The organism is Marinimicrobium sp. C6131, assembly GCF_026153455.1.
GTDB lineage: Bacteria > Pseudomonadota > Gammaproteobacteria > Pseudomonadales > Cellvibrionaceae > Marinimicrobium.
The window spans coordinates 845,978-872,183 of sequence record NZ_CP110629.1 but is presented as its reverse complement, the minus strand read 5'-3'; the positions used below and the strand labels follow the sequence as shown (position 1 = coordinate 872,183).

Genomic DNA, 26,206 nt, shown 5'->3' with positions numbered 1-26,206 from the left:
CTTCGCTCAGGCGGCTTGCTTCTTCTGCTCTTTCAGCAGGCTGGCAACGCGGTCGCTCAACTGCGCGCCCTGGCCCACCCAGTACTCGACACGCTCGTTATCGATGCGCAGACGCTCTTCCTGACCGCGAGCGATCGGGTTGAAGAAACCAACGCGTTCGATGTAACGGCCATTACGGGCGCTGCGGCTGTCGGTTACGGACAGGTGGTAAAAAGGACGCTTTTTGGAGCCGCCACGTGACAGACGAATAGTTACCATTGAGGATTTTCCTATATTTTCCAGTTGGGGCCGGCACTTACCGACACCCGGTGAAAAGACCCAATCACACACAGGGTGCGAAAGGCGCGGTATTTTAAGGGAAAGAATCGGCTTTGTATAGGCCGAAGTGGCCAAAGATCCCCCCATTTGCATGGCTTCGCGGCACCGGCCTGGCCACTGATGACCCGCCCGGTGCCACCAAACCGGTCAGTCGGTCATATCGGCGTAACGGTTGGGGAAGTTCAGATCGATACTTTGCGCCATACCCGGTAAGCGCAGCTCCTCGCTGCCGAGTTCAATTTCACTCTCATCGATCATGTTCTGACCAAAGTGATACAGCGTATCGAACTGCCCCTTCAGAGCCTGGCCATCGTAGGCCCTCGCCTGCTCCCGAACCGCCTCCCGACGCCGTTCGTAGTCCTGGAAAGCGGCGTCACCATAGCGCCGACGCAGCATCGGTTCCACGACCCGGGGGGCCAGCACGCTGGCGGTCGCATTGTTACCGCCGAACCCTTTCGAATTGAGGAAAGCCACATCCAGAGGGTTTTCCCGGCGATCCAGGTCTTCCAGCGGGAGGATCAACCGCTCGGAGAACACATCATCCGCCACTTTGTCGATGGTCTTGATACCCGGCACGAAGCCATAGCGGAACACCCCGAGACTGTTGATCAACTGCTCGCCGCTGGCGGCGGACAAGGAGTGGCCGACATAGGCCTTTACGGCGGCAATCGGCCAGTCCGTAATACCAAATACTTCGGCCACCCGATGGAAAATTTCCGACTCGGTCACCCGATTCTGGGGAGTACTGGAGCCGTGGGCCTGCACCATGGAGCGCTTCTGCACGGACTCTTCACCCAGAATGGCACGAGCGGACGCCACTGCTTTGGCCATCGTAATGTAGTTACCCGGCCCCGGCGCTGAAATCGACTTCTTGAAACCGTCCGCGTTAATGAAAACGTCGTTGACCGCGCCGTGAATATCCGCCCCGAGTTCAAACGCCAGCGCATCATCCATCAACACCACGTACTGGCTGGACTCGGCAATGGTGAAACCGCAGTTCTCTCCAAACGGACGGCTGGTCCGACGGGGGTCTGTCGTATCGGCCCCATCTATTTTCTTCAGTTTATCTTCCGCCGCCAGGGCACCCATGGTGGCGTAACCATCAATGATTTCCGGGGTAATGGGCGCCTCGGCATTACCCACTACCGCCACCCGGCAGCGCCCGGCGGTAATGTCTTCCACCGCCGCGCGCAGGTTATACAGGAATGAGGCACAAGCGCCGGCAATCGCCCCGGTCTGACCGACGCTGCCAATAATGTAGGCGTTGACGAAATCCGCCGGCATGCTGTTCAGACCCAGTGGGCACTGCTTGGTACTCACCCGGCCGCCCTTCAGGCGTGCCTGCAGCAAGCCGCCGAAGCCCGCCTCATCCATCTGGCTCATGACGTTACTGGCGTAGACGCTCACCTGGTCGGGACGCACCGCATTGGCAATGTCCGCCCAGGGCACTCCCACCGACTGAATCGCATCCGAGGCACCAATGACCGTCAGTTGCAGGGCCCGCGGATGAAAGCGGGAGTTGTACAGCGAGCCGGGGTCAAATCCCCTGGGCAACTGCCCCGCAGATTTGACCGGCAAGGCCCGGAAGCTGTCCCACTTCACTTCCAGCGTCCCCGCCAACGTCACTCTGACGCGACGGTCATCCAGCGCCTGCACTTGCCAGTCTGAGGGCAGTGGCTCCGGGAGGTCACGCTCGGAGAGTTCAAAACTCATGGGCGCCTCGCCACCACTCAGATTGGCACTTTTTTGCCAATGAGCCGCATCGACGTCAAAGAACGTCGGATCGATTCGGCGGATCAGCGTGCCTTCGAGAATGGCCGGACCGAACTGGCGCTCAATATCGGCCAATTCGTAAGGGCGGTCATCGGCGTCGCGGTAGGCGTTATCCTCGTAACTCACCAGCCCCATCAGCACGGCGAGGCCCGCCAGGGTTTCCTGCCGCTCTTCCGTGGGCAAGCTTTCGATGATCATCCGCCGATAAGCATGATGACCCGAGCTTCGACCGGCGGCATTGAAACCGCCAAACCCCACAATAACCGGCAGTGATGACATAGGTGACTCCCATTGAATTCAACGACAGCGACAGGTCCGTAGACTGAGGACACATGAGTGTCTGAATAGCTGGAAAGTGTATTGTTCTGGATGCCAATTGTCATGGTTGTTTTCGCCAAAACTTGTGGTATTTTGGCCAAACTGTCGAGGAGACCTCATTTTATGCCCCAAAATGCCGGCGAAGCCATCCAGATTGCGTTTTTGCTCAGCGACAACATGCTGGCAACCAGTGCCACCTTGCCCATGGAAATGCTGCTGACCGCCGAGAGTGCCAGCCAGAGGGATCGCGGCACACCGCGAAGCAGACTGTTGCTGAGCACTGTCTCGGCCCGGGGTGAGCCGGCCGCGACCCGATCCGGTTTGCGCTGGACCCCCGACCATGCCCTGGCCGACGCCCCCACACCGGATCTGGTCTATGTGCCCGGCTTCTGGCGCAATCCCCGCCCCATCATCCGACGCCAACCAGAAGTACTGGACTGGCTTCGGGAGCAATATCAGAACGGCGCATTGATCAGCGCGGTCGGCACCGGGTGCTGCTTTCTGGCGGAAGCCGGGCTGCTGAATGGCAAGCCGGCCACCACACACTGGCACTACTTCGACCAGTTCCAGCGCGACTACCCCGGCGTCGATCTCAAGCGGCAATACTTCATCACTCAGGCAGGTAACCTTTACTGTGCCGCGAGCGTCAACTCTCTGGCCGACCTGACGGTGCACTTTATTCAGCGCCTTTACAACAAGCGCATCGCCAGTCATGTGGAGCGTCATTTTTCCCATGAAATCCGTCGGTCATACGAGAGCAGCGGCTATTTCGAAGAAGCCCACAGCCGCCACCCCGACGAGGAAATCATTCAGGTACAACTGTGGCTACAGGACAATTACCCCCGGGAGGTTGCCCTGTCACAGGTGGCACAGCGTTTTGGACTCAGCACGCGCACCCTGAACCGTCGTTTCAAAGCGGCGACCGGGCAAACGCCCCTGGAGTACCTCCAGGAAATCCGGATCAACAACGCCCGGGACTTATTGAAAACCAGCAACCTCACGATCGCCGAAATCGCTGATAAAGTGGGCTATCAGGACACGGGTTACTTTACAACACTGTTCAAAAAGCAGCTGGCGATTACGCCGAGGGAATACCGGGCCACCGTCCGGGCGAAACTGTTCAGCGCGGAGTGATGGGAAAACCATCTCTGCATCGTCGGGACACCCGGGCATAAAAAAACCGGCGAATGGGTTCGCCGGTTTTTGGGTCAACTGCCGTTTAAGCGGCTTTGGAATCGTCGTTGCCTTTCGATTCCGCATCGTGGGTGACAGACTTGACGTCGCGCTTGTCCTTCAATGACGGACTCTGTCCATCATCAATTTCAATCGTGCGCGGTTTCATTGCCTCGGGAATTTCCCGCTTCAGGTCAATGTGTAGCAGACCATTTTCAAAGGTCGCGGCTTTCACTTCCACATGATCAGCCAACTGGAACCGACGCTCGAAATTGCGCGCCGCAATGCCCTGATGCAGGTACTGCCGCTCTTCCTGTTCAGGCGCTTTATTGGCCGAAATCGTCAGGTTGTTCTGGTTGACCTCAATGTTCAATTCCGAGCGGTCAAACCCGGCGACCGCCATGGTAATCCGGTACTGGTCCTCACCGGTCAACTCAATGTTGTACGGGGGGTAACTCGGTTGATTCTGCTCACTGCGGCTCAACGTATCCAGCAGACTGGCCATACGATCAAAACCAATGGCAGAACGGTACAGGGGAGAAAAATCAAAGCTACGCATAACAATATCCTCTTCAGAGCAATATTTACTGGGACTCATCACAATGATCAAGTCAGGTTCAATAAACGTTACCGGCCGGGAACAACGGCGTGTTGCTCATCCGGAAACACCACCGATCAGGCAGTGCCGGGAACGGGCCCCTCATTCGAGCGGGCTTACTCAGAAAATAGGGTCACCCGGGGCTTTTTCAAGACTCTGAAGAAAAATTTTTACGCCGGTTTTTATCGACTGTCGGGTCTGCGAAGAATCTGCTCCAACGCCGGCACCAGCTCCGGATAATGAAACTGAAACCCCGACTCCAGAGCCGCCTCCGGCAACACCCGTTGGCTGACCAACAACAACTCGTCCGCCATATCGGCCATTATGGCCCGCAGCATGAACGCCGGCGCCGGAAACACCGCCGGGCGATGCAGAACCTTCGCCAGAGAGCGGGTGAAATACCGATTGGTGACCGGGTTCGGCGCGGTCCCATTCACCGGTCCGGACAAGGTGCCCCGATCCAGACAGTGCAATATCAGACGTACCAGATCCGTCCGATGGATCCAGGACATCCATTGGCGACCAGACCCCAGGCGCCCACCCAGCCCCAACTTGAACGGCAACAACATGGATTGCAGGGCACCGCCGTTCGGGCCCAGCACGATGCCGGTCCGCAACCGGCAGACCCGGGTACCGGAATCGGCAAAGCGCTCCGCCACTGCCTCCCAGTCCCGGCACAACTGCGCGGCGAACCCCGTGCCGCTACCATCCATCTCGGTCAGCGGCCGGTCACCCCCATCACCATAGAAACCAATGGCACTGCCGCTGACCATACGCGTCGGGAAGGTACCACGCTGTTGAAAGTGCGCCAGTAACGCTTCGGTGGTGCCAATGCGGCTGCGTCGAAACTCTTCTTTGCGACGGTCGTTCCAACGACCACTGGCCAGAGGTTCGCCGGCCAGGTTCACCACCGCATCCACCGGTCGGTCAGGCAGTTGGCCCAGCTCGGACACCAGGCTGACGCCCGTTCCCAGAATCCGAGCCGCCCGCAATGTATCCCGGGTGAGCACCACGGGATGATCGCCCCGCTCTTGCAATGCGTGACACAAGGGCACACCAATGAAGCCGGTACCTCCCGTCAACAGGATGGTGCGCGAAGTTTCGGTGCTGTTCATAGTCCGTTCTCCGGGTCATAACAGGTAGTGCAGATTATCAAGCGACCTCCGAACATGAGGTCATGATTGCGTGATCCACTGCCTACAGTCTACTACTTATCGCGGGTTCTTTCGGATCAACCCATGCCTTGGACTACACTTATGAAGACAACAGCTTAGAACCGGTTAAGGGAGATTGCCATGTCCCAGTACAATACCATCCTGGTCGCGCTCGACCTGACCCCGGACTCAGCCCAGGTGCTGAACGGTGCCCGAAAGCTTGCGGCTGCAGGCACACATCTCCACCTGGTCCACGTCGCGGAGCACCCCATCACGGCGCTGGGCAGCGGTACCGGGCGCAACCACCGTCACGGTGAGCTGCAGGTCCGTCAGGAGCTGTTTCCGCGCCTCCAGGAATACACCGAAGGCATGGCCCTGCCCCCCGACCACATCCACATTCTGTTTGGCGACGCCCCACAGGAAGTCACTTACCTGGCCAACAAACTCGGCGCCGACGTGATCGTGACCGGCAGTCATGGGGAAAAGGGGCTGAAGCGGCTGCTGGGCACCACCGCGACCAACATTCTGCACCAGGCCTCCTGTGACGTCCTGATCGTACGCATCCACGAGCCCCCCCAGGGCACCTGATTCGGCGCCGTTCAGGGAGGTGTTGCCCGAACGCCGGACATAAAAAAACCCGCAACCAGTGCGGGTTTTGCTCAACAAAGCGCCGACCGGATCAGGCGGCTTCTTTGGACTGCTCTGAGTACTTGTTGACCAATGCATTCAGATTCTGCATGGACTGCAGGTGGCTGAAGATCAGCTCCAGACCATCTTTTTTGAACAGATCCAGAACGTCCTCGTCACTGATCTTCTTGAGCTTCTCGCGGTTGACCACATAGAAGCCGGTCAGGTTGAAACCGCCGCCTTCCTGCCCGTCTTTCAGTTTGATATTGGCTTCCATCGGCTCCAGCAACTCAAGCTCGGACAGACGCTTGCAGAACACATTGGTCAGCTCGGCGCGATACTGGTAGTCCTTCAGGAACTCCATGACGCCCTTGAGTTCTTCGGTCTGCTCACCCGTTTCAGTGAACAGGCGCTTCCCCTTGCTGCCATCTTTGCTCCAACCTTCAAACTGGTCGTCGATGCACAGGGTGAAGTTGTCGCTCTTGCCGTCATTGGCGAAGGCGAAGGGGTAACGGCGAAGGAAACCCGGCACGTAGCGCAGTGTCAGGCGCTTTTTCTCGTCCAGAAACAGGTTCTGGCCCTTCTTCAGGCCCATCACCGCCAGAGGAACAAAACCGCCATCGTCCTGGGTCTTGGCAAAAATCACCGGCAGCTCACGGGCTACAGAAGTGATTTCGGTGGCCAGCAGCGGCACGGAATTCAGCCCCTCGGCAAAGGCGTGGTTGTCAATCTGGATCGACCAGTCGCGGTGCGCTTCGCTGGAGACGGGGGAAATGTTGTTGTAGATCAGCAATTGTTTCGACACGATATTACCTCAGTTGTTATTCTCAAGCGCCGCACCGGGCGCCCTGATGCAAGAAAGGACAAATACTAGCATTATCCGGAGCCCTGTCACCACCCGAAATCCCCCCATCGCGGCCATGTGGCGCACCATTTGCCCACCTTTGGCATTCCGGCTAGACTCCGGTCAAGAGACACGACCGCCGCACAGCGCGCCCCACGAGTGTGGTGGTCAATAATAAGCCAGCATGGCTCGATAAAAGGACCCGGTTAAAGGACCCTCCCTCATGCCCCGTCGACACCCGTTGTACCGCGTTGCCTGCCTTCTTGTGGCACTGACCGCCCTCGCGCCCGGAACCTTCGCCGCGAAAAACCGATCTGCCGAGTCCCCACCCGCGTCCGGCGGCCAGCCTATCGAGGCTTTTGAATCGCCTTTCGGCTACCGACTGGAGCTTGCCGACACCGACTGGACCCACTGGCCCCAGGTCAGTGAGCACGTGAGCCACCCGGATATTGGCGGAGAACGCTGGCAGGGCGCCTTCGTCTCGGTGCCCGCCTGTTTCACCGATTGGCAGCCTGGCAAAGAGGCGGTGCGTTTTGCTCTGTTGCGCGCCATCGGGCACGAATACCCTACACCGGGCGCCCGCAACCACCAATCCCGACGTATTGGCCAACAGGAGGCGGAGTCCTGGGAGAGGCTCCTGCCCAGGGAGGGTGAACTGCCGCTGCGCTTTCGCTACCATCTGGTCGAGCGGGGCGATTGCACGCATCTGTTCGCCGTCTGGACCACCCTGGACGATGCGGCCCTGGAGACCCTGTCCAGCGAAGTGATCAACGGGGTGGCCTGGTCAGAGCCCGACTCCGCCGCCAGCCCGGTCGCCAGGGCCTGGTTCTACAACGCCGCCGGCCTGTACTTCCACAACGCGGAAAACCACGTCGAGGCGGTAAAAGGATTTGCCCTTGCCGCCCGGCTCGACCCGGATGACAAGGTCTACATCAATAACGCCGCCTCCACCTATAACTTGCTGAGCCGCTACCGGGACGGGCTGGCGTTCATGCAGCACCCGGATCTGAAGGCGCAGGATGATGCCATGATCCAGGGCTGGCTGGGCTGGTTTGAGTACCACCTGCAGAACTACCCGGCCGCCAGCCGTCATTATCAGCGCGGTTTCGCACTCGGCTCACTGTCCGAAGACGACCTGTATGCCTATGTGCAGAGTCTGCTGCAACAGGACCGGGCCGACCAGGCGCAGTCGGTTCTCGACCAGCACAGCCCCCGCCAGCCCGGTGCAGTCGCCGTACAGGCGCAAGCGGAAGTGGCCCGGGCCCAATCCGCCCATGAGCAGGCCCTGACGATTCTGGATGAGGCGGACAGTCGGGGGGTTCACTCCGCCAACCTGCATCTGACCCGCATGGATGTGCTGGGGGATATGCGGGACTACGAGGCGGTCATCGCTTACAGCGACCGATTGATTGAACGCGGGCTCGGCTCCAATACCGTGTACAACTACCGGGGAGACGCCCAATACCAGTTGGAGCGCTACCGGGAAGCCAAGGCCTCGTTCGAACAGGCGCTGGTTCTGCAGCCCGGCGACATGGCCACCGCCGAATACCTGCGGTTTACCAACGCCCAGTTGGGCAAGGGCGACTCCGCCTCCATCAACACCCCCATTGAACCGGTCGACTGGCCGGACCTCACGCCCCCGGACACGGTCGCCGGCATAGATGGCTATGACTCTCACTACGCCCTGACGGTCACCGCCTATCACTACGACCCGGCCAAGCCTCTCAAAACCACCGAAGTCCGTCACATTCAGGTGCACGATAGTGCCGGCGTCAATCGCCACAGCACCCTGATGGCCCGTTACAACCCGCTTTCCGAACGCCTGTATATCAACCGTCTTGAGGTGTTTGACGAAGACGGCAAGCGAGTGTCCTCACTGGACCGGAGCAGCCTGTACATCGGTGATGCCGAGGACTATGACCAGGCCACCTTTGGCAAGGTCGTTCGCGCCCCGGTGGCCGGGTTGGCGCCGGGCCATCGGATCGAGTTTGAGTACACACTGGAACAGCGCTCCCCGGCCGGGCGGTTCCCGTTCGAGCGGCTCTATCTGTCCGGCCAGCGTCCGATCGGGCTATCGGCGCTCTATATCGAGGGCGAGCTGGACGACCTGCTGTACAACCAGGCCAACGCGCCCAAGCCCAAAAAGCGCCGAAACTCCCTGCTCTGGGCCGTGGAAAACCCCACACCGGCACTGTGGGAGCCCATGCAAGTGGACGATGCAGCGTATATGGCCAGTGTGGTCGTGGTCAGTAAAAATCAGTGGCGGGAGGCCGGACGGGACTACCGGACGCGGGTGAACGAGGTCATTCTCGCCGACACCCCGGAGCTGGGCCCGCTGGTGGAGGGCCTGACCGAGGGCCTGGCACCGGGCGATACCCGGGGCCACCTCGCCGCGTTGGCGGGCTACGTACAGCGCACCCTGACCTACAAAGCGCTCGAATTCGGCGTGCGCGGCTACACCCCCAACCCACCGCAGCAGATTCTTCGGGACCGGTTTGGTGACTGCAAGGATCACTCAGTGTTGCTCTGGCGCCTGCTCCGCGAAGCCGGGATTCCCGCCGAGCTGGCCCTGGCCAACCTGTCCGGCCCGGTGGACCCCGAGATGCCCAGCATCGATCAGTTTGATCACATGGTGGTGTATCTGCCGGATTGGAACGGCGGCACCTTCATCGATGCCACCAACAAATACATTGACCTGCTTGGCGTCGCCCCCGACGGCCTCGGCGGCACCTGGACGCTCACCTTGGGCGAGCAGCCTGCGCTGGTGCAGGTACCCGCGCTCAGTCCCAGCAGGATCGACATCAACCGCTCCCTGAGCACTCAGTCCAACGGGGAGACGCGGGTCCGGGAAACCCTGAGCATGAGCGCCTATTTCGCCTCGAGCCTGCGGGGGCACTTCAAGGACATTGAACCCCGGGAGCGATTGAACTGGGTCCAACGGTTCCTGGGTGACAACGGCCGGCCCGTGATTGTGGAGTCGATGTCCGTGGCCAACCTGGATAACACCGAGAAAGCGTTGGTACTGACGCTGAGCTACCGGGTCGCTCGCAGCGCGGCCCAACGAGACCAGTCGGCGGTGATTGATCCCGCCTACTGGGAGCGCTATTACCTCAGCAGTCATTATGTGCACGATCGACAAACCGACTTTGAGGTGGCCTACCCCCTGCACCTGACCTCTCGCGTGACCTACCCTGGAGATGACCATCGGACACCGGAGCCGGTGGCCGATCAACGGGACGAGTCCCGCTTTGGCCGCTTCCGGTCAACGACCCGTGCCGACGCTGAGGCGCTGACCCATGACTTTGATTACCAGATTGAGGCGGGCCGCTACTCAGCCGCCGACTATAGCGCTTTTCAGGCGTTTACCCTGAACGCCATCGACGCCCTTTCCCGACCGGTAACCCGCAACCGGCATCCGGACCAGGCGACCCGCTGACTCAGGGGTCGCGTGCCAGACGCTGGCGGGCCCGATCAATGTGCCGACAGAACAATTCGGCACCCTCGAGAATACGCAGTGTGTGCCGCTGGATCAGATCCGGCGGCACAAAAAACAGGTTGTCCCGCTGTACCGCCGTCAGCTCCGGCCACTGTTTCCATTCGTCCAGCCAATCGGGGCGCTCCTCCCCCATCCCACTGGCGACAATCACCTCCGGATCACGCTCCAACACCGACTCCATATTGATGGTCGGTGCCAATGGTTTGGCGTCGGCGTAGGCATTGCGCCCTCCACACAAGCGAATCACATCACTCACCAAGTGCTCGCCATTGAGGGTTTGCAGCGGTTGATGCCAGACCTGGTACAGAACACCGATCGGTGTCTGACTCCGATAGCGGTCGCGCAGTGCCGTCAGCGTATCAAGGTACCGCTGAGCGGCTCGATCGGCGACTTGCCGAGTTCCAGTGAGGGTACCGATTGCCCGGACCGAACGGGCCACATCCTCCAACGTGCGAGGTTCATCCACATACACCTCGACCCCCAGGCGCTCCAGTTGTCGGCGTAGCGTCCGACTGTTTCCCGTGGCCCACATCAAAACCAGATCGGGCTCCAGCGCGAGAATGGCTTCCACACTGACCGATTGGGCGCTGCCCAGTGGGGGCAGTTCCCTGGCTTCCGGTGGATAGTCACTGTAATCCACTGCTGCCAGTAATCGGTCACCCGCACCGGCGCTGTAGACGTTCTCCACGATGTGCGGCGCCAACGCAATCAGCCGCTGGGCCGGCTGCTTCAACGTCACCTCGCGTCCCAGATCATCCGTTACCCGAATATCGGCCAGCGCATGGTGCCCCAGCGACAGGCCAAGCAGCAGAATAAACCCCGTCAATAGCCGTCGACGCAACCCCATACGCTTACCCATTGGCCAATACCACCGGTTTTCCCGTTTTCGGATGGGGAATCACGTCCACATCAGTATCAAACAGATCCACAATCAGCGCCCGGGTCACCACCTCGTCCGGGGTGCCGTAGGCCACGCGCTGCCCTTCTTTCAACGCCAACAGATGATCGCTGTAGGCGGCGGCCAGACTGATATCGTGCACCACCATCACCACCCCGACCCCCCGGTCGGCAAAGGCCCGCACCGCCTGCATCAGCTGGCGCTGGTGGCCCAGGTCCAGCGCCGCCACCGGCTCATCAAGCAGCAGCAGCCGCCCGGCGGCGGTATCCGGGCGCCAGATCTGCGCCATCACCCGGGCCAACTGTACCCGCTGCTTTTCACCACCGGACAGGGACGGATAGAGTCGTTCGGCCAGATGCGCCACATCCAGTGCCGCCATGGCTTCGGCACAGACCTGCTCATCAATGAGCACGCCGGTACTGTGGGGCGTGCGCCCCAGCGCCACCACTTCAGAGACGGTAAATGGAAATGTCAGGGGATTGGACTGGGTCAATACCGCCAATGCCAATGCCTTCTCGTCCGCCGGCCAGTGCGCCAGTGGCCGATCGTTAAACCGGATCTCACCCGCACTGGGGGTCAGGTCGCCACTGATGGCGCGCAGCAGTGTGGTCTTGCCCGCTCCGTTGGGCCCGATCAGCGCCAGGATTTCGCCCGGCTGTACCGCTAGGGACACCGAGGACACCAGCTCGCGCTCGTCGATACAGACACTCAGTTGGTCGAGATGCAGCAGAGACATGGGTCAGCCTCCCTCGAAACGGCGATGGCGCAGCAGAGAGATGAAGAACGGCGCCCCCAACAGGGCGGTCACCAGCCCCACGGGCAGCTCGGCGGGCGCCATCAAGGTCCGGGCCGCCACATCCGCCAGTAACAGCAGCACCGCGCCCCCCAGAGCCGACAGGGGCAACAGATAACGATGATCGGGCCCAACCCACAGCCGGATCATGTGCGGTACCACCAGCCCGACAAAGGCGATGCTGCCGGCCACCGCCACCGACAGCCCTACCCCGGCCGCCACCAGAATGATCAGCCGGGTTTTGAGTCGCTCGACATCCACCCCGAGATGGCGCGCCTGGGACTCGCCCAGCAACAGGGTATTGAGCGCCCGCCCAAAGGACGGCAGCGCCAGAAGCGCCACGGTCAGAATACTGCCGGCCAGCAGCACCCGGGTCAGGTTGGCGCCTTCCAGGCCGCCCATCCGCCAGAGACTGATCCGCCGGAGCATTTCGTTGTCCGCAAAGTATTCCAGCAACCCGGTGGCGCTGGCCGACAAGGCGGACACCGCGATCCCCATCAGCAACATGGTGGCCACGGAGGTTCCATTGACCCCGGTCGCCACCCGATAAACCAGCCAGACGGTGAGCAACCCGCCGAGAAACGCCCCGAGCGACACCAGGGACATGCCGGCCAACCCGGTCAGCACGCCACTCATGCCGGTGCCGAGCACAATCATCAGGCTGGCCCCCACCGAGGCGCCCGCGGTCACGCCAATCAGGGAGGGATCCGCCAACGGATTGCGAAACAGGCCCTGGAGAATGGCGCCGCACAGCGCCAGAAGCGCACCCACCGAGGCCGCCAACAGCGCGCGCGGCAGCCGGATGGCCTGCACGATCTGCGCGGCATGCCCGGGTGCTTCCAGTCCCACCAGCGCCTTGAGGACATTGGCCGCCCCCAGACTCACCGAGCCCAGCCACAGCGAGAGCAGTACGCTGACCACCAGCGCGACCCCCAGGACAATCGTGCCCTGACGGCGCCGGCTCTGACGGGTGCGGGCAAGCACTACCACAGTCAGTAATCCACGCCCCGACGGGCTTTGATTCCGGCGTTGAAGGCATGCTTGATGTCCTTCACTTCCGAGACGGTATCCATCAACGCCTGCAGTTCTGCACCGCCGCCCCGTCCGGTGACCACCACGCTCTGATGCACCGGGCGGTTCGCCAGTGCCGAGAGCACCGTGGCCTCGTCCAGATAATCAAAGGCCAGCATGTAGGTCAGCTCATCCAGCACCACCAGATCGAGTGAGGGGTCATTGAGCATCTCCGCCGCCTGGGCCCAGGTCCGCTCAGCGGCGGCAATATCGCCGCTGCGGTCCTGGGTATCCCAGGTAAAGCCGGTGCCCATCTGGTAAAAGCACACCTGAGGGAGTTGCTCCTTGAGGTAAATTTCTTCCCCGGAGAGCTGCTCGCCCTTGATGAACTGCACCACGCCCACCTTCTGGCCATAACCCAGGGCCCGCAGCACCATGCCGAAGGCCGAGCTGGATTTACCCTTGCCATTGCCGGTCAACAGAATGGCCACACCGCGATCGGTGTCCGCCTCAGCGATGCGGGCATCCACGCGGGATTTCTGTTTTTCCATGGCGGCCTTGTGACGGGCCGCCTTGCGCTCTTCGTTCATGTCACTCATGGCGTGTCCTGTTGTTGGAACATGGAGCCCCTAGAAGGTGAACTCTACACCGGCATAGCCGGCCGCGCCGCTGGTGTTGTAATTGAGGGTTTCGACATAGTCCTCATCCAACAGGTTTTCCGCGCGCACAAACACCACCATACCGTCGATGACCTGATAGCGCACATTGGCGTTGACCACCTGATAATCCTCCAGCTCGGTCGTTCCCTCCTGCCGATCCCGAGCGGTGCGCCAGTCCAGAGCCACGGTGAGTGCCGCCACCGGCGAGTAGCGCAGGCCGATATTGCCCAGGTGACGCGGTTGCAGCGAACGGGGATTGCCATCGCCGGCTTCGGTGTCGACGTAAGTGTAGTTGCCCACCAGTTGCCACTGCTCGGCCAATGGCACCTCACTGTTCAGTTCCACCCCCCGGGATTTACTGGTGACACCGTCTTGCAGATAGCCACTGAAGGTCGCCATATCAAAAAAGATTTCGTCGTCGATTTTCTGGTCAAACCAGACCGCCTCCAGGTACAGGCCATCGCGTCCAAAGTATTCCACCCCGACATCCAGTCCGCGACTCTCCTCGGCATCCAGGGCCGGCGGTGGAAGCTCCTGTGAGCGGTTGTAGTCGATCTCCGACAGGCTGGGCGCGCGGAACCCCGTGCCCAATGTCGACTTGAACTTCAGCTCACCGCCGGCCACCGGGACCCGGTAAGCGGTGCTCAGACGATAGCTGGTGTGATTGCCAAAATCGTCATTGTCATCCTGACGCACACCGGCGGTCACAAACCACTGATCCTGATAGTCGCCTTGATACTCCAGGTAGGCCCCGCGTTGTTCCCGTTCAAGTTCCATCACTTCATCGCGCCGGTGCTCGGCGCCGTACACCAGGGTGTGAGCGTCGGCGAGATCGACTTTACCGTTCAACTCCCACTTGGCGACTTTACCTTCGGTCTGGTAGGACACCGCGCCATCGGCGTAGTTGACCCGATCCACATCCGTCTGCGAATAGGCAAAGGTGTTGGCGCCGCTCTGATTGCTGTGGGTAATGCTGGCCCTAGCGTTGGTTTGCTCAAACTGATCAACGCAGTCTTGCGTCGCCACCGGGAAGCCGCAGTTATCAAACTCCGAGGTGCCTTCGGTATCACGCACGACGATCTGCGCCCGCAAATCCCGATCCAGATTCCAACCACCGCGAGCGTGCAGCGTGGTGTTTTCGTAGCCATCGGCTTCCCCGGTGGGATCGTCGGACCGGGCACTGAAACCCTCGGTATCGGCGCGCGCCGCGGAGAGATAAAAATCGCCCTGTTCATTACCACCGCCCACATAACCCGAGTAATTCCGGGTATCGTAGCGGCCGCCTTCAACACTCAGGCCCGACTGCATCCCGTCGTTGATGTGATCGGTGGTGACGTTGAGTACACCGCCCGCATCGGCGCCGTACATCATGCCCTGGGGGCCACGAAGCAGCTCGACCCGGGCCACATTGGCGGTCAGCAGATGATGCACCTGGCTGCTCGACTGGGGTCCGGTGGGATCGGTGATATCCACCCCGTCCACGCGCACCAGCGTCCGGAAGCCCGACTCACCGCGCACGCGCACCGAGCTGGCTTTGCCCGGTCCACCGGCATTGGTAATGGACACCGATGGCATGGTCCGCAGTGCATCGGCCAGAGACTGTACGCCCAGGTTTTTCAGGTCCTGTTTGTCCAACACGGCGACCGAGCTACCCAGTTGGCGCAGCGGTGTTTCAGTACGGGAGGCGACCACCACCAGGGTTTCCAGCGGAGAGTTGGCCGACGCCGGATCAAAAGAGGCATGGGATGATTGGGCCACGGCGAGCGCCGGGACCGAGGCAGCGAAGACCGCTGCACTGAGTACAGATGTTTTAAACACAGTAATCCCCTATGTTTGATCAAAGACAACATGGGGAGGGAGGAAACGCAAAGCGACGCGGCTGCGCGGGGCAGCACGTGAAGGATTGCCGGATGGTAGCCCTCCGCTCCATCATAGAACGCGACAGAGGGCCGGTATCGGGCTTACAGGGCCATGGTTCGCCCTGATCACCGTTGCGGGGGCAGCGCTGGATTGTCCAGACTTCCCGTTTAACCTGCTCAGCCTCGAAATGAGTCGGGGGCAGCAGGCACCCTGTGTCGAGGCGGCAATGTAGGCGAGCGTGGCGGTAAAGTCAATGCGCTCGCGCCGGGCTACCTATTTAAAGTAGTGCTGGTACTCCGAAGGAATAGTAGCTTGCGGTTGCCACTCGATTCGCCGGTAGAACACTTCCCCCGCTTCACTCTGCAACACAATCTGCCCCTCGGTCAGTGGCTGCACGCCCTCCTCACTGGGGTAAGCCGAACCACTCAACGCCATGACGACCTCGCCGTTGACGATATGCAGACTCTTGTCCCCCACCGCAATCAGTTCCAGCGTATTCCACTCACCCGAGGGCTTCTCATGGTTTTCGATCGCGCGGCAGGTAATTGGCCCGTCATCACCGCCGAAGGTTTTGACGGGGAGTTCGGGATGGTAGCGATGCGGCTCATCCTCTCCCGACGACGCACAGCGAATATCAATCTGGGAGTAGGCAATTTTCCACCAATCCCCGGTCAGTCCATCGATACCCTGCTCGACAATCTGGAATTCCTGAGACAGCGGCCAGGCCCGCCAATAGTCCACACCGTGCTCGCCGGTGCCGTGGTAAAGAATTCCGCTGTCCAGGGGACGATCTTCCCGGGGCGCCCACTTTTGCTCGCCCCACTTGAACTGGAGGCGCAAGCGATAATCGCTGAAGTCCTTCCGGGTGAAAATGCCGCCGTAAATTTCGCCGGAAATTCGCAGAACCGGCTCACCGCCCTCCTCCGTAACGCTAAAAACCCCCAGTTCATCCCGGTCATAACCCACCGGCTCAGAGTATTCTCCATCATCCGCCCGAGCCAGGCCCGTTACCTCCGTATCGGGGTTGGGATAACCGAGATAAGTACGCCACTCACTCAACGACTCATCCAACAACGGTGTCCAGTCGCCTTCCGCGAGCGCACCTAGAGACCAAAGTGTGCTGACCAGCGCCACACCTACTTTCATAGACTGCATAATGCCGATTCCTGTTGCTTGGGGGTTTACCCCCTTATGGTTGGATCGAACATAATACGCAAAATGAACCCCACAAGCACCCGCGTGTCGGTTTTCTCACAGACTTTTACAACCGGTGCAGGTAAGGTAGGAGCACCACCGTTGGGAGTACACAGACTCATGGAACTACAGGCCACACACCGCTCCGTTACCGCCGGCCTGATCGGCGTCCTGTTGCTGGCGTTTGCAGGCTGTATGCCCGGCGATCCGCCGGCGGAGGAGGCCCTCTCCGCCGACGACACTGAGCGATTGTTGGCCCAACTACCCGAGCTGGAGGCCAATGCCACCCCGGGGTCGAGCCCCGACACCTCAGACGCCGCGCCGCCCCCTCGAGCCGACGGCGAATCAGCCCCCGCTTTTGAGCCCGCCTTACCTCCGGCCGATCCACCCGAAGTGCCGCGCCTGGTGCGCTATGCACCGGAAGGTGACGTCGAGCGGGCCGCATTGGTCAGCCTCACGTTTTCCGAACCCATGGTGTCGCTCACCCGCCTGGAGCAGACGCTGGGAAAAGACCTTCCCGTCACGCTAAGCCCCAAGGTTGAAGGTCAGTGGCGTTGGCTGGACACCCAAAGCCTGGTGTTTGAGCCCACGGGGGATGCCTTGCCCATGGCCACCGATTACACCGTGACCCTGGAGGAAGGTTTTACCTCCGCCGCCGGTATCCCCCTGGCCACCGCCGCGCAGTGGCAATTTGCCACCGCGCCACTGGCTGTCACCGACTTTTACCCCGGTGACAACGCCGTCACTGACCGGCAGCCCGTTCTGGTTCTGATCTTCAACCAGGCCATCGACAAAAACGAACTGCTTGAGCATGTGAGCCTGAAAGACAAGCAACACACCCACGCACTGAATCGGGTCGACCCGGATACCATAGTGCGAGCCGAGTACAAGGCATTGATTGACAATGTGCCGGCCGAACAGTGGCTGGCCCTGACACCCTCCGAACCACTTCCCTGGGATCAGACCTTCTCGCTGACCCTGGCGCAAGGCTCACCCGCCAAGGCCGGGAACCGGCTGACCAAATCCGACCAGCAATTTACCTTTCGCACCGCCGGCCCCCTGCGTATTGAGCGCAATGACTGCGCAGAACGCGAGTGCACACCCGATGAAGGGGTGTCGTTACAATTCAGCCACCGCCTTTCCGAAGACTGGGACAAATCCCGGTTTAAAGTATCCCCCGACGTGGACGGGCTGGAGCTTTCTCACTACGGCACCTATATTCAATTGCGCGGAGCTTTCCAGCCGGAGACCGAATACACACTGACGCTGCCCGCGGGCACGACAGATGAATTCGGTCGGACGCTGGAAGAAGACCTGGTCACCAAGGTCACTATCGCCTCCTACCCTCCGATGTTCACCCTGCCCGGTCAAGATTTGATTACCCTGCCCGGGGCTTTTGCCACGCTGCCCATCGTCAGCCGGAATATCCAGACACTGGACATTGAAGTCCGCCAGGTCACACCGGACGACTGGTCCGACTTCCAGCGCTACCGCCTGAACTACCGTCGAGCAGCTGATAAGGAAAAGCCGGAGAAGCCCGGCACATTACTGGAAAACCACACCCTGACGTTAAATGCCGAAGCGAACACATTGACGGTCACACGTCTTTCGCTGGATTCGTGGCTGAACGAGGAGGGCTTTGGCCACCTGTTGGTGTTTGCCTCATCACCGGAGTTGGAAAACGAAGAGAAAGCCCGTTACCGTTATCACTCGGCTCAGTCTGGCCAGTGGCTGCAAGTGACCAATCTTGGGGTGAGCACCTACGCGGAACGCGATCGGCTGACCGCCTGGGTAACCGACCTTATCGAGGCAGAGCCCGTGGCGGAAGCGACAGTGAACATCGGGAATACCACGGCGACCACCAATCATCAGGGGCTCGCCGTACTGGATGCCACTTCACAGGATTTCGAATATTCATTGAACGTCAGACGCGGATCGGATAGTGCACTGTTCAGACCTCACGCTTTATATCCAGCTTACAGAGAAGAACATAACTATTATCGCTACCCGACGTTCACCTTCACCGACCGCCAGCTGTATCAACCCGGCGAGACGGTCAACCTGAAAGGCCTCATTCGCGAACGCGGGTTCGGCGTCGAGGGCGACCTGCACTACCCCAAGGATCTGACCCATCTGGAGTGGACGGCCTACGATGGTCAACGCAATGAACTCGACCAGGGGCAGCTCGCTTTGAGTAAGTCCGGCGCTTTTGATCTCTCTTTAGCGCTACCCAGTAGTGCCGCGTCCGGCTCGGCCGGAATTGAATTGCGCCTATTCCGCGGGGAGGACGAAATAGATCAATATTACGGTGGCCACAGTTTTCTCATAGAAACCTTCCGCCGCCCCGAATACAAGGTCGATCTGAATTTCAGCGCCGAACGCGCTATCGCACAAGCGCCCTTACAGGCCACGGCCCGGGCGAGCTACTATGCCGGTGGCCCGCTGCCCAACGCGCCGGTGGACTGGCAACTGACCCTGAATACGGCTCACTATGCACCGCCCGGCTGGTCCGATTACCACTTTGGTCGCGTCCCCCCAATGTGGGGGCACGGCTTTTGGCCCCAACCCGAGGAGGCCCGTTGGCAGCATCAGGCGTCGGGGCAAACCAATACCGAAGGCGAACATCGGCTGAGCATTGCCCCCAACAAGGCGTTGGATTTTTCCGATCTGTTGTTTCCCCATACACTGGATGTGACCACGACCGTTACCGACGTCAATCGACAACAGTGGAGCACCAACGACACTTTACTTGTGCACCCGGGCAATCTCTACGTTGGACTGCGTACCGACAAGCGCTTCGCATATGTCGAAGACACCATCACCGTTCAGTGGGTGACGGTCGATATCGACGGCAACGCCGTGACCACCGATGCGCCCGACATTGAGGTGGAACGCCTGGCCTGGGAAGACGGCGACTGGCAGACACAGGACACCCTCAACTGCGCAACCTCGGGTAAAAAACAGGCCTGTGAATTCAGCCCCACCGACAGCGGACAGTACCGGATCTCCGCTACCGTGACCGACGCAAACGATCGTCCGAACCGCTCACAGATTCACCTTTGGGTCGCCGGTCCCTCGAATGACACCGCGCCCACTTATGAAGAGCAACCCCGCGTCCAACTGATTCCGGACCAGGATGAATACGCCCCGGGCGATACCGCCCGCGTTCAGATACAGACACCCTTCACCGAGGCGCACACCCTGGTGACCGTCCAGCGTCAGGGGCTGGTCGAAGTGGACTATCACTACCTGGAGGACGGTACCCACACGCTGGAAGTACCCATCAAGGACAACTACCTGCCCCAATTAGTGGTCACCGCCGAAGCGATTGGCGGAACACCTGCCGAGGGCCAATCATTGCCCCGGATGGCGGTCGGGGAGTTGACACGGCCGGTCAGCAGCGCCCATCGCCAATTGAACGTCGAGGTCACCCCGAATGCGGAGGCGTTTAAACCCGGTGACCCGATTGAGGTGACCACCCGGGTGACCGACCCGCAGGGTACGCCTGTGATAGACGCGGAAGTGACGCTCTATGCGGTCGATCAGGCGGTACTGGATATGGCGGGCTACACCCTGCCCGATCCGCTGACTGAAATGTATAGCGCGGTCATGGATGGCGTCATCGAATACCGTTCGCGGGCTGAGATGCCTCTGGTTCCAGAAGACGCTAACGACGGTTTGGTCGAAAAAATCGTGGCCACGGAATTCCGCACCAGCGACCATGCGATGGCTTTGGGCCGCGGCCCCAACGAAAGCTCGAACCCGGCCCTCACACTGCGCCAGAACTTCAGCCCCCTGGCCACCTTTGAATCGACGGTTACTCTGGATGCACAGGGTGAGGCCAGGGTTTCATTCACACTCCCCGACAACCTCACCCGCTATCGCCTTATGGCGGTGGCCCACACCGAGCAGCAGTTCGGTGCCGGGGATGCCCGGATCGACGTTGGCTTGCCACTGATGGTCCGCCCTTCCCTGCCACGCTTTCTCAACCTGGGCGATCGGGCCGAGTTGCCGGTGGTGGTACAGAACACCACTGACCGTGACATGACCGTTGAACTGGCACTGCGGGCCAGCAACCTGACACTGAGCGGCGCCCCCGGAAGACGTCTGACCATTCCCGCCAACGACCGGCGCGAGGTCCGCTTCAGTGCTGAACCGATTCAGGTGGGTGAAGCCCGCGTGCAGGTGATCGTCCGTTCCGGTGAGCTAGAGGATGCGGCCGAGGTCGCCATTCCCGTTCAACGCCCCGCCACCGACGAAGCCTTTGCACAATACGGCAGCCTGACCGAGGGCCATAAATTTCTGCAGATCGACGTCCCCGAAAACGTCTATCCGGATTTTGGCGGCCTGAGCCTGACCACCAGCAGCACCCAGTTCCAATCCCTGCAGGATGCCTTCCTGTACCTGTACGACTACCCCTACGGCTGCGCCGAACAACTGGCTTCCCGCCTGATGGCCATTGCCAGCCTGAAGGACCTGCTGGGCGCCTTCCACGCGGAGGGCCTGCCGGACGAGGCGGCCATACAGCAAAACGTCAGCGATACCATAAACCGACTGACAGAGCTTCAGAACCGCGACGGTGGCTGGGGCTTCTGGGTGCGCAATGAGGCGTCCCAGGCGTATCTGTCCGTACACGTCACCCACGCCCTCTTGCGGGCCCGGGAGGCGGGCTACGAGGTTCCAGCCAGGGTTCTGGAGTCGGCGCTGAGCTATACGCGCTCCGTCGCCCAGCAGCTCCCGAAAACCATGGCGGAAAAACCCGGCAACAGTGTGATTGCCTACGGCCTCTACGTGCAGGCTCTGGCCGGCGACCGGGTCACTGCCACCGCTATCGATCATTTCCAAGGGACGGAGGACGACCTGGGCCTTGAGGCCATGGGCTGGTTACTGAGCGCCACGGCAAACGAGCCGAGTGCGGGACCGCTGCACGAAAACCTTCTGCGCCGCCTGACCAATCAACTGCGAGAGACCGCCGCCACCGCCGCCTTTGTGGAAGACTATGCCGGTGACGGTCACTGGGTTCTGCACGGCAGTCGGCGCACCGACGCGGTGGTTCTGGACGCGCTGCTCAGCGCCCGACCCGACAGCGACCTGATCGAAAAACTCGCCCGCGGATTGGTCAATCACCGCCGCAATGGCCACTGGGGCAACACTCAGGAAAACGTCTTCGTCCTGCTCGCCCTGAAACACTACTTCCAGGCCCGGGAAGCCGACGTACCCGATCTGACCGCTCGGGCCTGGCTGGGTGACCGCTACCTCGGTGAGCAACCCTATCAGGGGCGGGACAGCAAGCCCACCCGCACCCAGGTTCCGATGAGTGAACTGCAAAGCGGCGAAGCCACAACCACCCTGGCGCTACAACACGAGGGACAAGGTCGTCTCTACTACCGCATTGGGTTGGAGTACGCCCCGGAGGATTTACAACTGGATGCCGCCCGGCACGGGTTTCAGGTAGAGCGCCGCTATGAGGCCGTCAATCATCCCGGCGATGTCACGCAGGCCAAGGACGGCACCTGGAACATCAAAGCCGGCGCCGCCGTGCGTGTGACGCTCACCCTCACCGTCCCCGCCCGGCGCCACCACGTCGCCCTGACCGACCGCCTGCCGGCCGGCTTCGAAGCACTGAATCCCGCCCTGGAAACCAGTGCGCCTATACGGGAAAACGAGCGAGCAATCATGGGGAGCCGAATCCGGCCCGGACACTGGTACAACCACCAGCAACTGCGCGACGACCGCGCCGAAGCGTTCAGCACCCAACTGGAACCCGGCGTGTATCACTACGAATACACCGCGCTGGCCACCACACCCGGTGAGTTTGTGGTGCCACCGGCCAAAGCCGAAGAGATGTACCAACCGGAGACCTTCGGCCGCTCGGCGACGGAAACCGTCCGGGTGAATGAAACGCCCTAATGGCCCGACTTATTCGATCAGCTCATAGGCCTTTTCCAGGAACTGCGGGTACAGTTCCTCCCGCTCATACATATTGCGGTAAAACAGCGCAATCATGTTCTTTTCCGGATCGATAATATAGGCCGTGCCCAACAGTCCGCCCCAGGCGTAAGCGGAATCGGACACCGCCGGCACCGGCTCTTTTTCATCGTTGTACAGCTCAAAACCCAGGCCAAACTCAAACGGTTGGCTCGACTCCGGCAGGCGATTCACCGTGGTCATCAGCTCCACGGTTTCCGGTTGGAGAATCCGCTGGCCGTTAAACTCGCCCTTGTTCAACAGCATCTGGCAGAACCTGGCGTAATCCTCAATCGGGCCATTCAGGCCAATGGCGCCCTCCGCGTAGGTCTGCTGTTCGGTGACGGCACCCTTGATATACAACTCCGTACCCGGCACCAGCTCCCCGTCGACCGCCCGGTAAGGTTTGACGAAACGATCAAAGTCCTCCGGGGCGTGAAACCAGTCGGTATCGTCCATACCCAACGGGTCCAGCACGTTTTCTTTCACGTAGTCACGTAGCGGTTGGCCGGAAATGCGTTCAATCAAATAACCCAGCATGTTGGTGCTCAGGTGATAGTGCCACTCCGCGCCGGGATCAAAGCCCAACGGGTACTCCGCCAGCGCCAGCATTTCCTCTTCCAGATACTCAGCGCTGAAATCCCCACCCGAGGTATGCTGACCGATGGGCACGAAATCAGGCTCCTTTCCGCCAAAACCGAGAAATCCCATAGGCTCCCCGGCGTGCTGCTTGCGAAGCTCCCCCGCCAGACGGGCATCGAAACCCGCCGTATGCGCCATCAGATGCACAAAGGTCATCGGCGTTTCAACCGGTCGGGTGTCATAGCGACCGTCGTCGTGAAACTCGGTAATCACCTGGTCCGGAATACCCGGGAAGTACTTCGAGACGGGATCATGGATATCCACCAGCCCCTTCTCCACCAGCGTCATAAACGCGACAGTCGTGATCGCCTTGGTCTGGGAGAAAAGCGCGTAGTAATCATCCACACTGGCCGGCACCCCCGCTTCCATGTCCCGCCAGCCAAAGGCACCGGAATACAGCACTTTCCCGTCCTGGGCCACGAAAGCCGCTACACTGTTGGTTTTCTTCTCTTCCACAAAGGATTGCAGCAGCGCATCAATCTCCGCCGCCTTGGCCGGATCAGCGCCCTCCTGGGCAATGTCCGAGGGGTACTCGAAGCCCTCTGACGTCTCCGTGGTGCTGCAGCCCGCGGCCAGCAACACCGGAATCAGCATCGCCCATCCAATCGTCATTATTTTTTTCATCCGTCGCTCCACTCTCTGTGTTAGACATAGGTCGTTTATGGTACCGTCATTATACGATATACATCATACAAATCGTCACCCACGCTCAACCACAGACAGGTTCTTACCATGAGCAACCGCGACGACCACCTTATCGTTTACTACGACGGCGCCTGCCCCCGCTGCGTGGCCGACCGCCAGCGCTACGAGCGCCTGGCGGGCACCGCCGGCGAAGCCGTCCAATGGGTCGATATAACCGGCCGCGATCACGAACTGAAACAGAGAGGAATAGACCCAGACAGGGCCCTGCGCGAACTGCATGTGCAGGATGGCGAGGGGCAGATACACCGGGAGCTGGATGCCTACATCCTGCTGATGCGGAAGACCCGATTGTTACGGCCCCTGGCGTGGCTGATCGGGCTACCCGGCATTCGCGGGTTATTATCCCGCGGCTATCACGCCTGGGTGGATCGTCGTTTGAGGAAAAGTGGTCGAGGCTAGCGCGCGGTTGGAAGCAACCCGTTTCTCACCAACCAACCTCGACCCGTGCCATCAGTGAATTTCCGGCCAACCTTCAACGGTTACACCGTTGTAGCAATCGTCGTCACCAAACGCAGCATTGGGGGCAACCGGACCACCCCGCTTTATGTCCTTTATTGAATAAATGGCTCGCCATCCACAAGCACCTGTGGCGGCGGACAAGTGGACAAACTCGACCCTGTCGCCTTGCTCACTCATATACACGACGCCTCTGGCAAGATCGTTCGGCTCAGCGTCCGCCGACTCAGGTGGCCGCAAGATCACTCTCTTCAGCGTTGCGGCTTCAACATCAACGACGAACAGGTGAAACGCATCCTGATAGGCTCCGAACTCACAATTCAGGCTGAGTAACCTGGAGTGCCCCTCAAGAGCAATCCAATGCTTACGGCGGGACTCACTGCCCTGATCCTCTGTCTCGCAATAGGTAATGTCTAAAGACTCCAGCCAATCGCTATGGGTGTAAGATTCCCACCCCTCTGGCAGCGATTGTACGAGGCCCTTCCTGTTACCCTCCTGCTGTTTCTTCGCATCGACAGTACCGGGATCACTTTCGGCTTCGGCCGAAGCCTCGCTCGTGTCGGCACAAGCCGGAACATACAGAATCAACCAAAAAAGACTGAGGAGTCCAAGACTACGCATAGTGTGCAAACCTGTTGTTGGGCATCAATCGAAACAGTTTCTGTGCTGACGAAGCAAAGAGCAGCTCCTCAAAATCCCTGGCATCCCGCGCGATTTCTTCAGCATGATCATTGCCATTGATGATTCGTCTTGCTCCGACATAATCCGTTCGCTTGCCAGACAGAAACTGCGCCAGACTTGCATTGGCAAAAATCCCTCTTCTCATACCCAGTGACATGATTTTATAAGCGACATCCGGTTTGAGCGCCTCGTCAGGGTTGATGTAAAGCGACTCCCCCATACCCAGCAGCTCGCCAACATTTCTGTAATTGTAGTCCCAGGTCAGTTGGACATACCCTCTACCATAGTAAACATTGGTTTTCTCTTTCCCTGTAACCGGATCAGTCACTTTTATCTCATTACCATAGGGGCGATGACGACCTCGCCCCCACTCCCGAATCGGCTGCCATGCTCCACCGCATTCGCGCCTGACCGTCGCCAACATATAGGCCACCCAACGAACATCGGTGATATCGGCATCGCCGAGGATTCTCTTGAGCAGGGCAACAAGCGATCCAATGTGCTGAGCGCCAGGAAACTGCGCTTCGTACAGCGCTTTGAATTGATCCGTGTCAATTGCCGATTTTTGATTCAACTGCGAATGAATCTGTTGATTGAGTATATAGTCCGGTTTCAACGACGCTACCAGGCTTCGATGGGTAGCCCGATTGACATTTACGAGCGTATCGGGATTTACCATACCCACGACAGACTTTTGATAAAGGGATATTTGACGTCCTGTGGCGGGACCATAAACCCCATCCGGCAGCAGAGATTCTTTACCCTGATACAAGTGCTTTGTGCCATTCAGCAAACGTTGGATAAGAAGCACATCGAGAGGAAGGTTAGCGCCACCATTTCCGACGCTACGCTGTAAAGAGGAGAGATTTACCCTGTTAAACTGACTCGCGTAAGACACCTTACACCTCCTGTTTCCGTGGTCTCTTAAAATTCATTACAGAAAACCAGATCATCCCATGAGCGGTTTCCTCGTCACGCAAGTATAACGAGTTCAATACCGGTTTCTAGCCGAGTGGCAGGACTTTTGTCACAAAATCAG

The 26,206-nt window shown here is 60.0% G+C and carries 19 protein-coding genes and 1 riboswitch; of the genes, 5 read left to right on the top strand and 14 right to left on the bottom strand.

Features of this window, described 5'->3' with window-relative positions:
- Positions 1-6: 6 nt before the first annotated feature.
- Both rpsP and OOT55_RS03695 read right to left on the bottom strand, forming a co-directional pair.
- Complete coding sequence (rpsP, locus tag OOT55_RS03700; RefSeq protein WP_265367806.1) at positions 7-258, bottom strand: 30S ribosomal protein S16; 252 nt, start codon at positions 256-258, stop codon at positions 7-9.
- A gap of 207 nt (positions 259-465) precedes the next feature.
- Complete coding sequence (locus OOT55_RS03695; RefSeq protein WP_265367805.1) at positions 466-2,370, bottom strand: beta-ketoacyl synthase; 1,905 nt, start codon at positions 2,368-2,370, stop codon at positions 466-468.
- 162 nt (positions 2,371-2,532) lie between these two features.
- On the opposite strand from OOT55_RS03695, the gene OOT55_RS03690 reads away from it, so the two are divergent.
- A complete protein-coding gene (locus OOT55_RS03690; protein WP_265367804.1) occupies positions 2,533-3,543 on the top strand; it encodes a GlxA family transcriptional regulator in 1,011 nt (336 codons plus the stop codon).
- An 85-nt stretch (positions 3,544-3,628) separates the two neighbouring features.
- On the opposite strand, the gene OOT55_RS03685 is transcribed toward OOT55_RS03690, so the two are convergent.
- On the bottom strand, positions 3,629-4,141 hold the full coding sequence (locus OOT55_RS03685; protein ID WP_265367803.1) for an Hsp20 family protein: 513 nt from the start codon (positions 4,139-4,141) through the stop codon (positions 3,629-3,631).
- A gap of 221 nt (positions 4,142-4,362) precedes the next feature.
- Positions 4,363-5,295: a TIGR01777 family oxidoreductase gene (locus OOT55_RS03680; protein WP_265367802.1), complete on the bottom strand. Its 933-nt coding sequence runs from the start codon at positions 5,293-5,295 to the stop codon at positions 4,363-4,365.
- A gap of 180 nt (positions 5,296-5,475) precedes the next feature.
- On the opposite strand from OOT55_RS03680, the gene OOT55_RS03675 reads away from it, so the two are divergent.
- Complete coding sequence (locus tag OOT55_RS03675) at positions 5,476-5,922, top strand: universal stress protein (protein ID WP_265367801.1); 447 nt, start codon at positions 5,476-5,478, stop codon at positions 5,920-5,922.
- Between the two features lie 91 nt (positions 5,923-6,013).
- Here OOT55_RS03675 and OOT55_RS03670 read toward each other — a convergent pair whose 3' ends face one another.
- A complete protein-coding gene (locus OOT55_RS03670) occupies positions 6,014-6,766 on the bottom strand; it encodes a SapC family protein (RefSeq protein WP_265367800.1) in 753 nt (250 codons plus the stop codon).
- Positions 6,767-7,028: 262 nt separating this feature from the next.
- Between OOT55_RS03670 and OOT55_RS03665 the strand changes: the two genes are divergently transcribed.
- The gene (locus OOT55_RS03665) at positions 7,029-10,241 is read left to right on the top strand and encodes a DUF3857 domain-containing protein (RefSeq protein ID WP_265367799.1); all 3,213 of its coding nucleotides are present in this window, start codon (positions 7,029-7,031) and stop codon (positions 10,239-10,241) included.
- Position 10,242: 1 nt separating this feature from the next.
- On the opposite strand, the gene OOT55_RS03660 is transcribed toward OOT55_RS03665, so the two are convergent.
- The 6 genes from OOT55_RS03660 to OOT55_RS03635 all read right to left on the bottom strand — a co-directional run bounded on the left by OOT55_RS03660 (position 10,243) and on the right by OOT55_RS03635 (position 16,677).
- Positions 10,243-11,160 (bottom strand): cobalamin-binding protein, encoded by a 918-nt coding sequence (locus tag OOT55_RS03660; protein ID WP_265367798.1) that lies wholly within the window; start codon positions 11,158-11,160, stop codon positions 10,243-10,245.
- Complete coding sequence (locus tag OOT55_RS03655; protein WP_265367797.1) at positions 11,153-11,935, bottom strand: heme ABC transporter ATP-binding protein; 783 nt, start codon at positions 11,933-11,935, stop codon at positions 11,153-11,155. The genes OOT55_RS03660 and OOT55_RS03655 overlap by 8 nt, the downstream gene beginning before the upstream one ends.
- Positions 11,936-11,938: 3 nt before the next feature.
- A complete protein-coding gene (locus OOT55_RS03650; protein WP_265368781.1) occupies positions 11,939-12,976 on the bottom strand; it encodes a FecCD family ABC transporter permease in 1,038 nt (345 codons plus the stop codon).
- A gap of 8 nt (positions 12,977-12,984) precedes the next feature.
- Positions 12,985-13,593: a cob(I)yrinic acid a,c-diamide adenosyltransferase gene (cobO, locus tag OOT55_RS03645; RefSeq protein ID WP_416140990.1), complete on the bottom strand. Its 609-nt coding sequence runs from the start codon at positions 13,591-13,593 to the stop codon at positions 12,985-12,987.
- A 39-nt stretch (positions 13,594-13,632) separates the two neighbouring features.
- Positions 13,633-15,480 carry a TonB-dependent receptor plug domain-containing protein gene (locus OOT55_RS03640; protein ID WP_265367795.1) on the bottom strand — a complete coding sequence of 616 codons (1,848 nt, stop codon included), beginning with the start codon at positions 15,478-15,480 and terminating at the stop codon, positions 13,633-13,635.
- Positions 15,481-15,591: 111 nt separating this feature from the next.
- A riboswitch (cobalamin riboswitch) is annotated at positions 15,592-15,750 on the bottom strand.
- 45 nt (positions 15,751-15,795) lie between these two features.
- Entirely contained in the window at positions 15,796-16,677 is an 882-nt protein-coding gene (locus OOT55_RS03635; RefSeq protein WP_265367794.1) for a 3-keto-disaccharide hydrolase, read from the bottom strand.
- Positions 16,678-16,836: 159 nt separating this feature from the next.
- Here OOT55_RS03635 and OOT55_RS03630 point away from each other — a divergent pair, with 159 nt between their 5' ends.
- On the top strand, positions 16,837-22,626 hold the full coding sequence (locus tag OOT55_RS03630; RefSeq protein WP_265367793.1) for an alpha-2-macroglobulin family protein: 5,790 nt from the start codon (positions 16,837-16,839) through the stop codon (positions 22,624-22,626).
- A 9-nt stretch (positions 22,627-22,635) separates the two neighbouring features.
- Here OOT55_RS03630 and OOT55_RS03625 read toward each other — a convergent pair whose 3' ends face one another.
- On the bottom strand, positions 22,636-23,937 hold the full coding sequence (locus OOT55_RS03625; RefSeq protein WP_265367792.1) for a serine hydrolase domain-containing protein: 1,302 nt from the start codon (positions 23,935-23,937) through the stop codon (positions 22,636-22,638).
- Positions 23,938-24,057: 120 nt separating this feature from the next.
- On the opposite strand from OOT55_RS03625, the gene OOT55_RS03620 reads away from it, so the two are divergent.
- Complete coding sequence (locus tag OOT55_RS03620; protein ID WP_265367791.1) at positions 24,058-24,429, top strand: thiol-disulfide oxidoreductase DCC family protein; 372 nt, start codon at positions 24,058-24,060, stop codon at positions 24,427-24,429.
- Positions 24,430-24,480: 51 nt separating this feature from the next.
- On the opposite strand, the gene OOT55_RS03615 is transcribed toward OOT55_RS03620, so the two are convergent.
- Together OOT55_RS03615 and OOT55_RS03610 are read right to left on the bottom strand one after the other, a co-directional pair.
- Positions 24,481-25,107, bottom strand: a complete 627-nt coding sequence (locus OOT55_RS03615) for a hypothetical protein (RefSeq protein ID WP_265367790.1) — start codon at positions 25,105-25,107, stop codon at positions 24,481-24,483.
- Positions 25,100-26,065, bottom strand: a complete 966-nt coding sequence (locus tag OOT55_RS03610) for a glycoside hydrolase family 19 protein (RefSeq protein ID WP_265367789.1) — start codon at positions 26,063-26,065, stop codon at positions 25,100-25,102. The genes OOT55_RS03615 and OOT55_RS03610 overlap by 8 nt, the downstream gene beginning before the upstream one ends.
- Between the last annotated feature and the right edge of the window lie 141 nt (positions 26,066-26,206).

Excerpts from the sequence above, each read along its gene's own strand:
- rpsP (WP_265367806.1), bottom strand. The coding sequence starts at position 258 with ATGGTAACTATTCGTCTGTCACGTGGCGGCTCCAAAAAGCGTCCTTTT.
- OOT55_RS03695 (WP_265367805.1), bottom strand. The coding sequence starts at position 2,370 with ATGTCATCACTGCCGGTTATTGTGGGGTTTGGCGGTTTCAATGCCGCC.
- OOT55_RS03690 (WP_265367804.1), top strand. The coding sequence starts at position 2,533 with ATGCCCCAAAATGCCGGCGAAGCCATCCAGATTGCGTTTTTGCTCAGC.
- OOT55_RS03685 (WP_265367803.1), bottom strand. The coding sequence starts at position 4,141 with ATGCGTAGCTTTGATTTTTCTCCCCTGTACCGTTCTGCCATTGGTTTT.
- OOT55_RS03680 (WP_265367802.1), bottom strand. The coding sequence starts at position 5,295 with ATGAACAGCACCGAAACTTCGCGCACCATCCTGTTGACGGGAGGTACC.
- OOT55_RS03675 (WP_265367801.1), top strand. The coding sequence starts at position 5,476 with ATGTCCCAGTACAATACCATCCTGGTCGCGCTCGACCTGACCCCGGAC.
- OOT55_RS03665 (WP_265367799.1), top strand. The coding sequence starts at position 7,029 with ATGCCCCGTCGACACCCGTTGTACCGCGTTGCCTGCCTTCTTGTGGCA.
- OOT55_RS03660 (WP_265367798.1), bottom strand. The coding sequence starts at position 11,160 with ATGGGTAAGCGTATGGGGTTGCGTCGACGGCTATTGACGGGGTTTATT.
- OOT55_RS03655 (WP_265367797.1), bottom strand. The coding sequence starts at position 11,935 with ATGTCTCTGCTGCATCTCGACCAACTGAGTGTCTGTATCGACGAGCGC.
- cobO (WP_416140990.1), bottom strand. The coding sequence starts at position 13,593 with ATGAACGAAGAGCGCAAGGCGGCCCGTCACAAGGCCGCCATGGAAAAA.
- OOT55_RS03635 (WP_265367794.1), bottom strand. The coding sequence starts at position 16,677 with ATGCAGTCTATGAAAGTAGGTGTGGCGCTGGTCAGCACACTTTGGTCT.
- OOT55_RS03630 (WP_265367793.1), top strand. The coding sequence starts at position 16,837 with ATGGAACTACAGGCCACACACCGCTCCGTTACCGCCGGCCTGATCGGC.
- OOT55_RS03625 (WP_265367792.1), bottom strand. The coding sequence starts at position 23,937 with ATGACGATTGGATGGGCGATGCTGATTCCGGTGTTGCTGGCCGCGGGC.
- OOT55_RS03620 (WP_265367791.1), top strand. The coding sequence starts at position 24,058 with ATGAGCAACCGCGACGACCACCTTATCGTTTACTACGACGGCGCCTGC.
- OOT55_RS03615 (WP_265367790.1), bottom strand. The coding sequence starts at position 25,107 with ATGCGTAGTCTTGGACTCCTCAGTCTTTTTTGGTTGATTCTGTATGTT.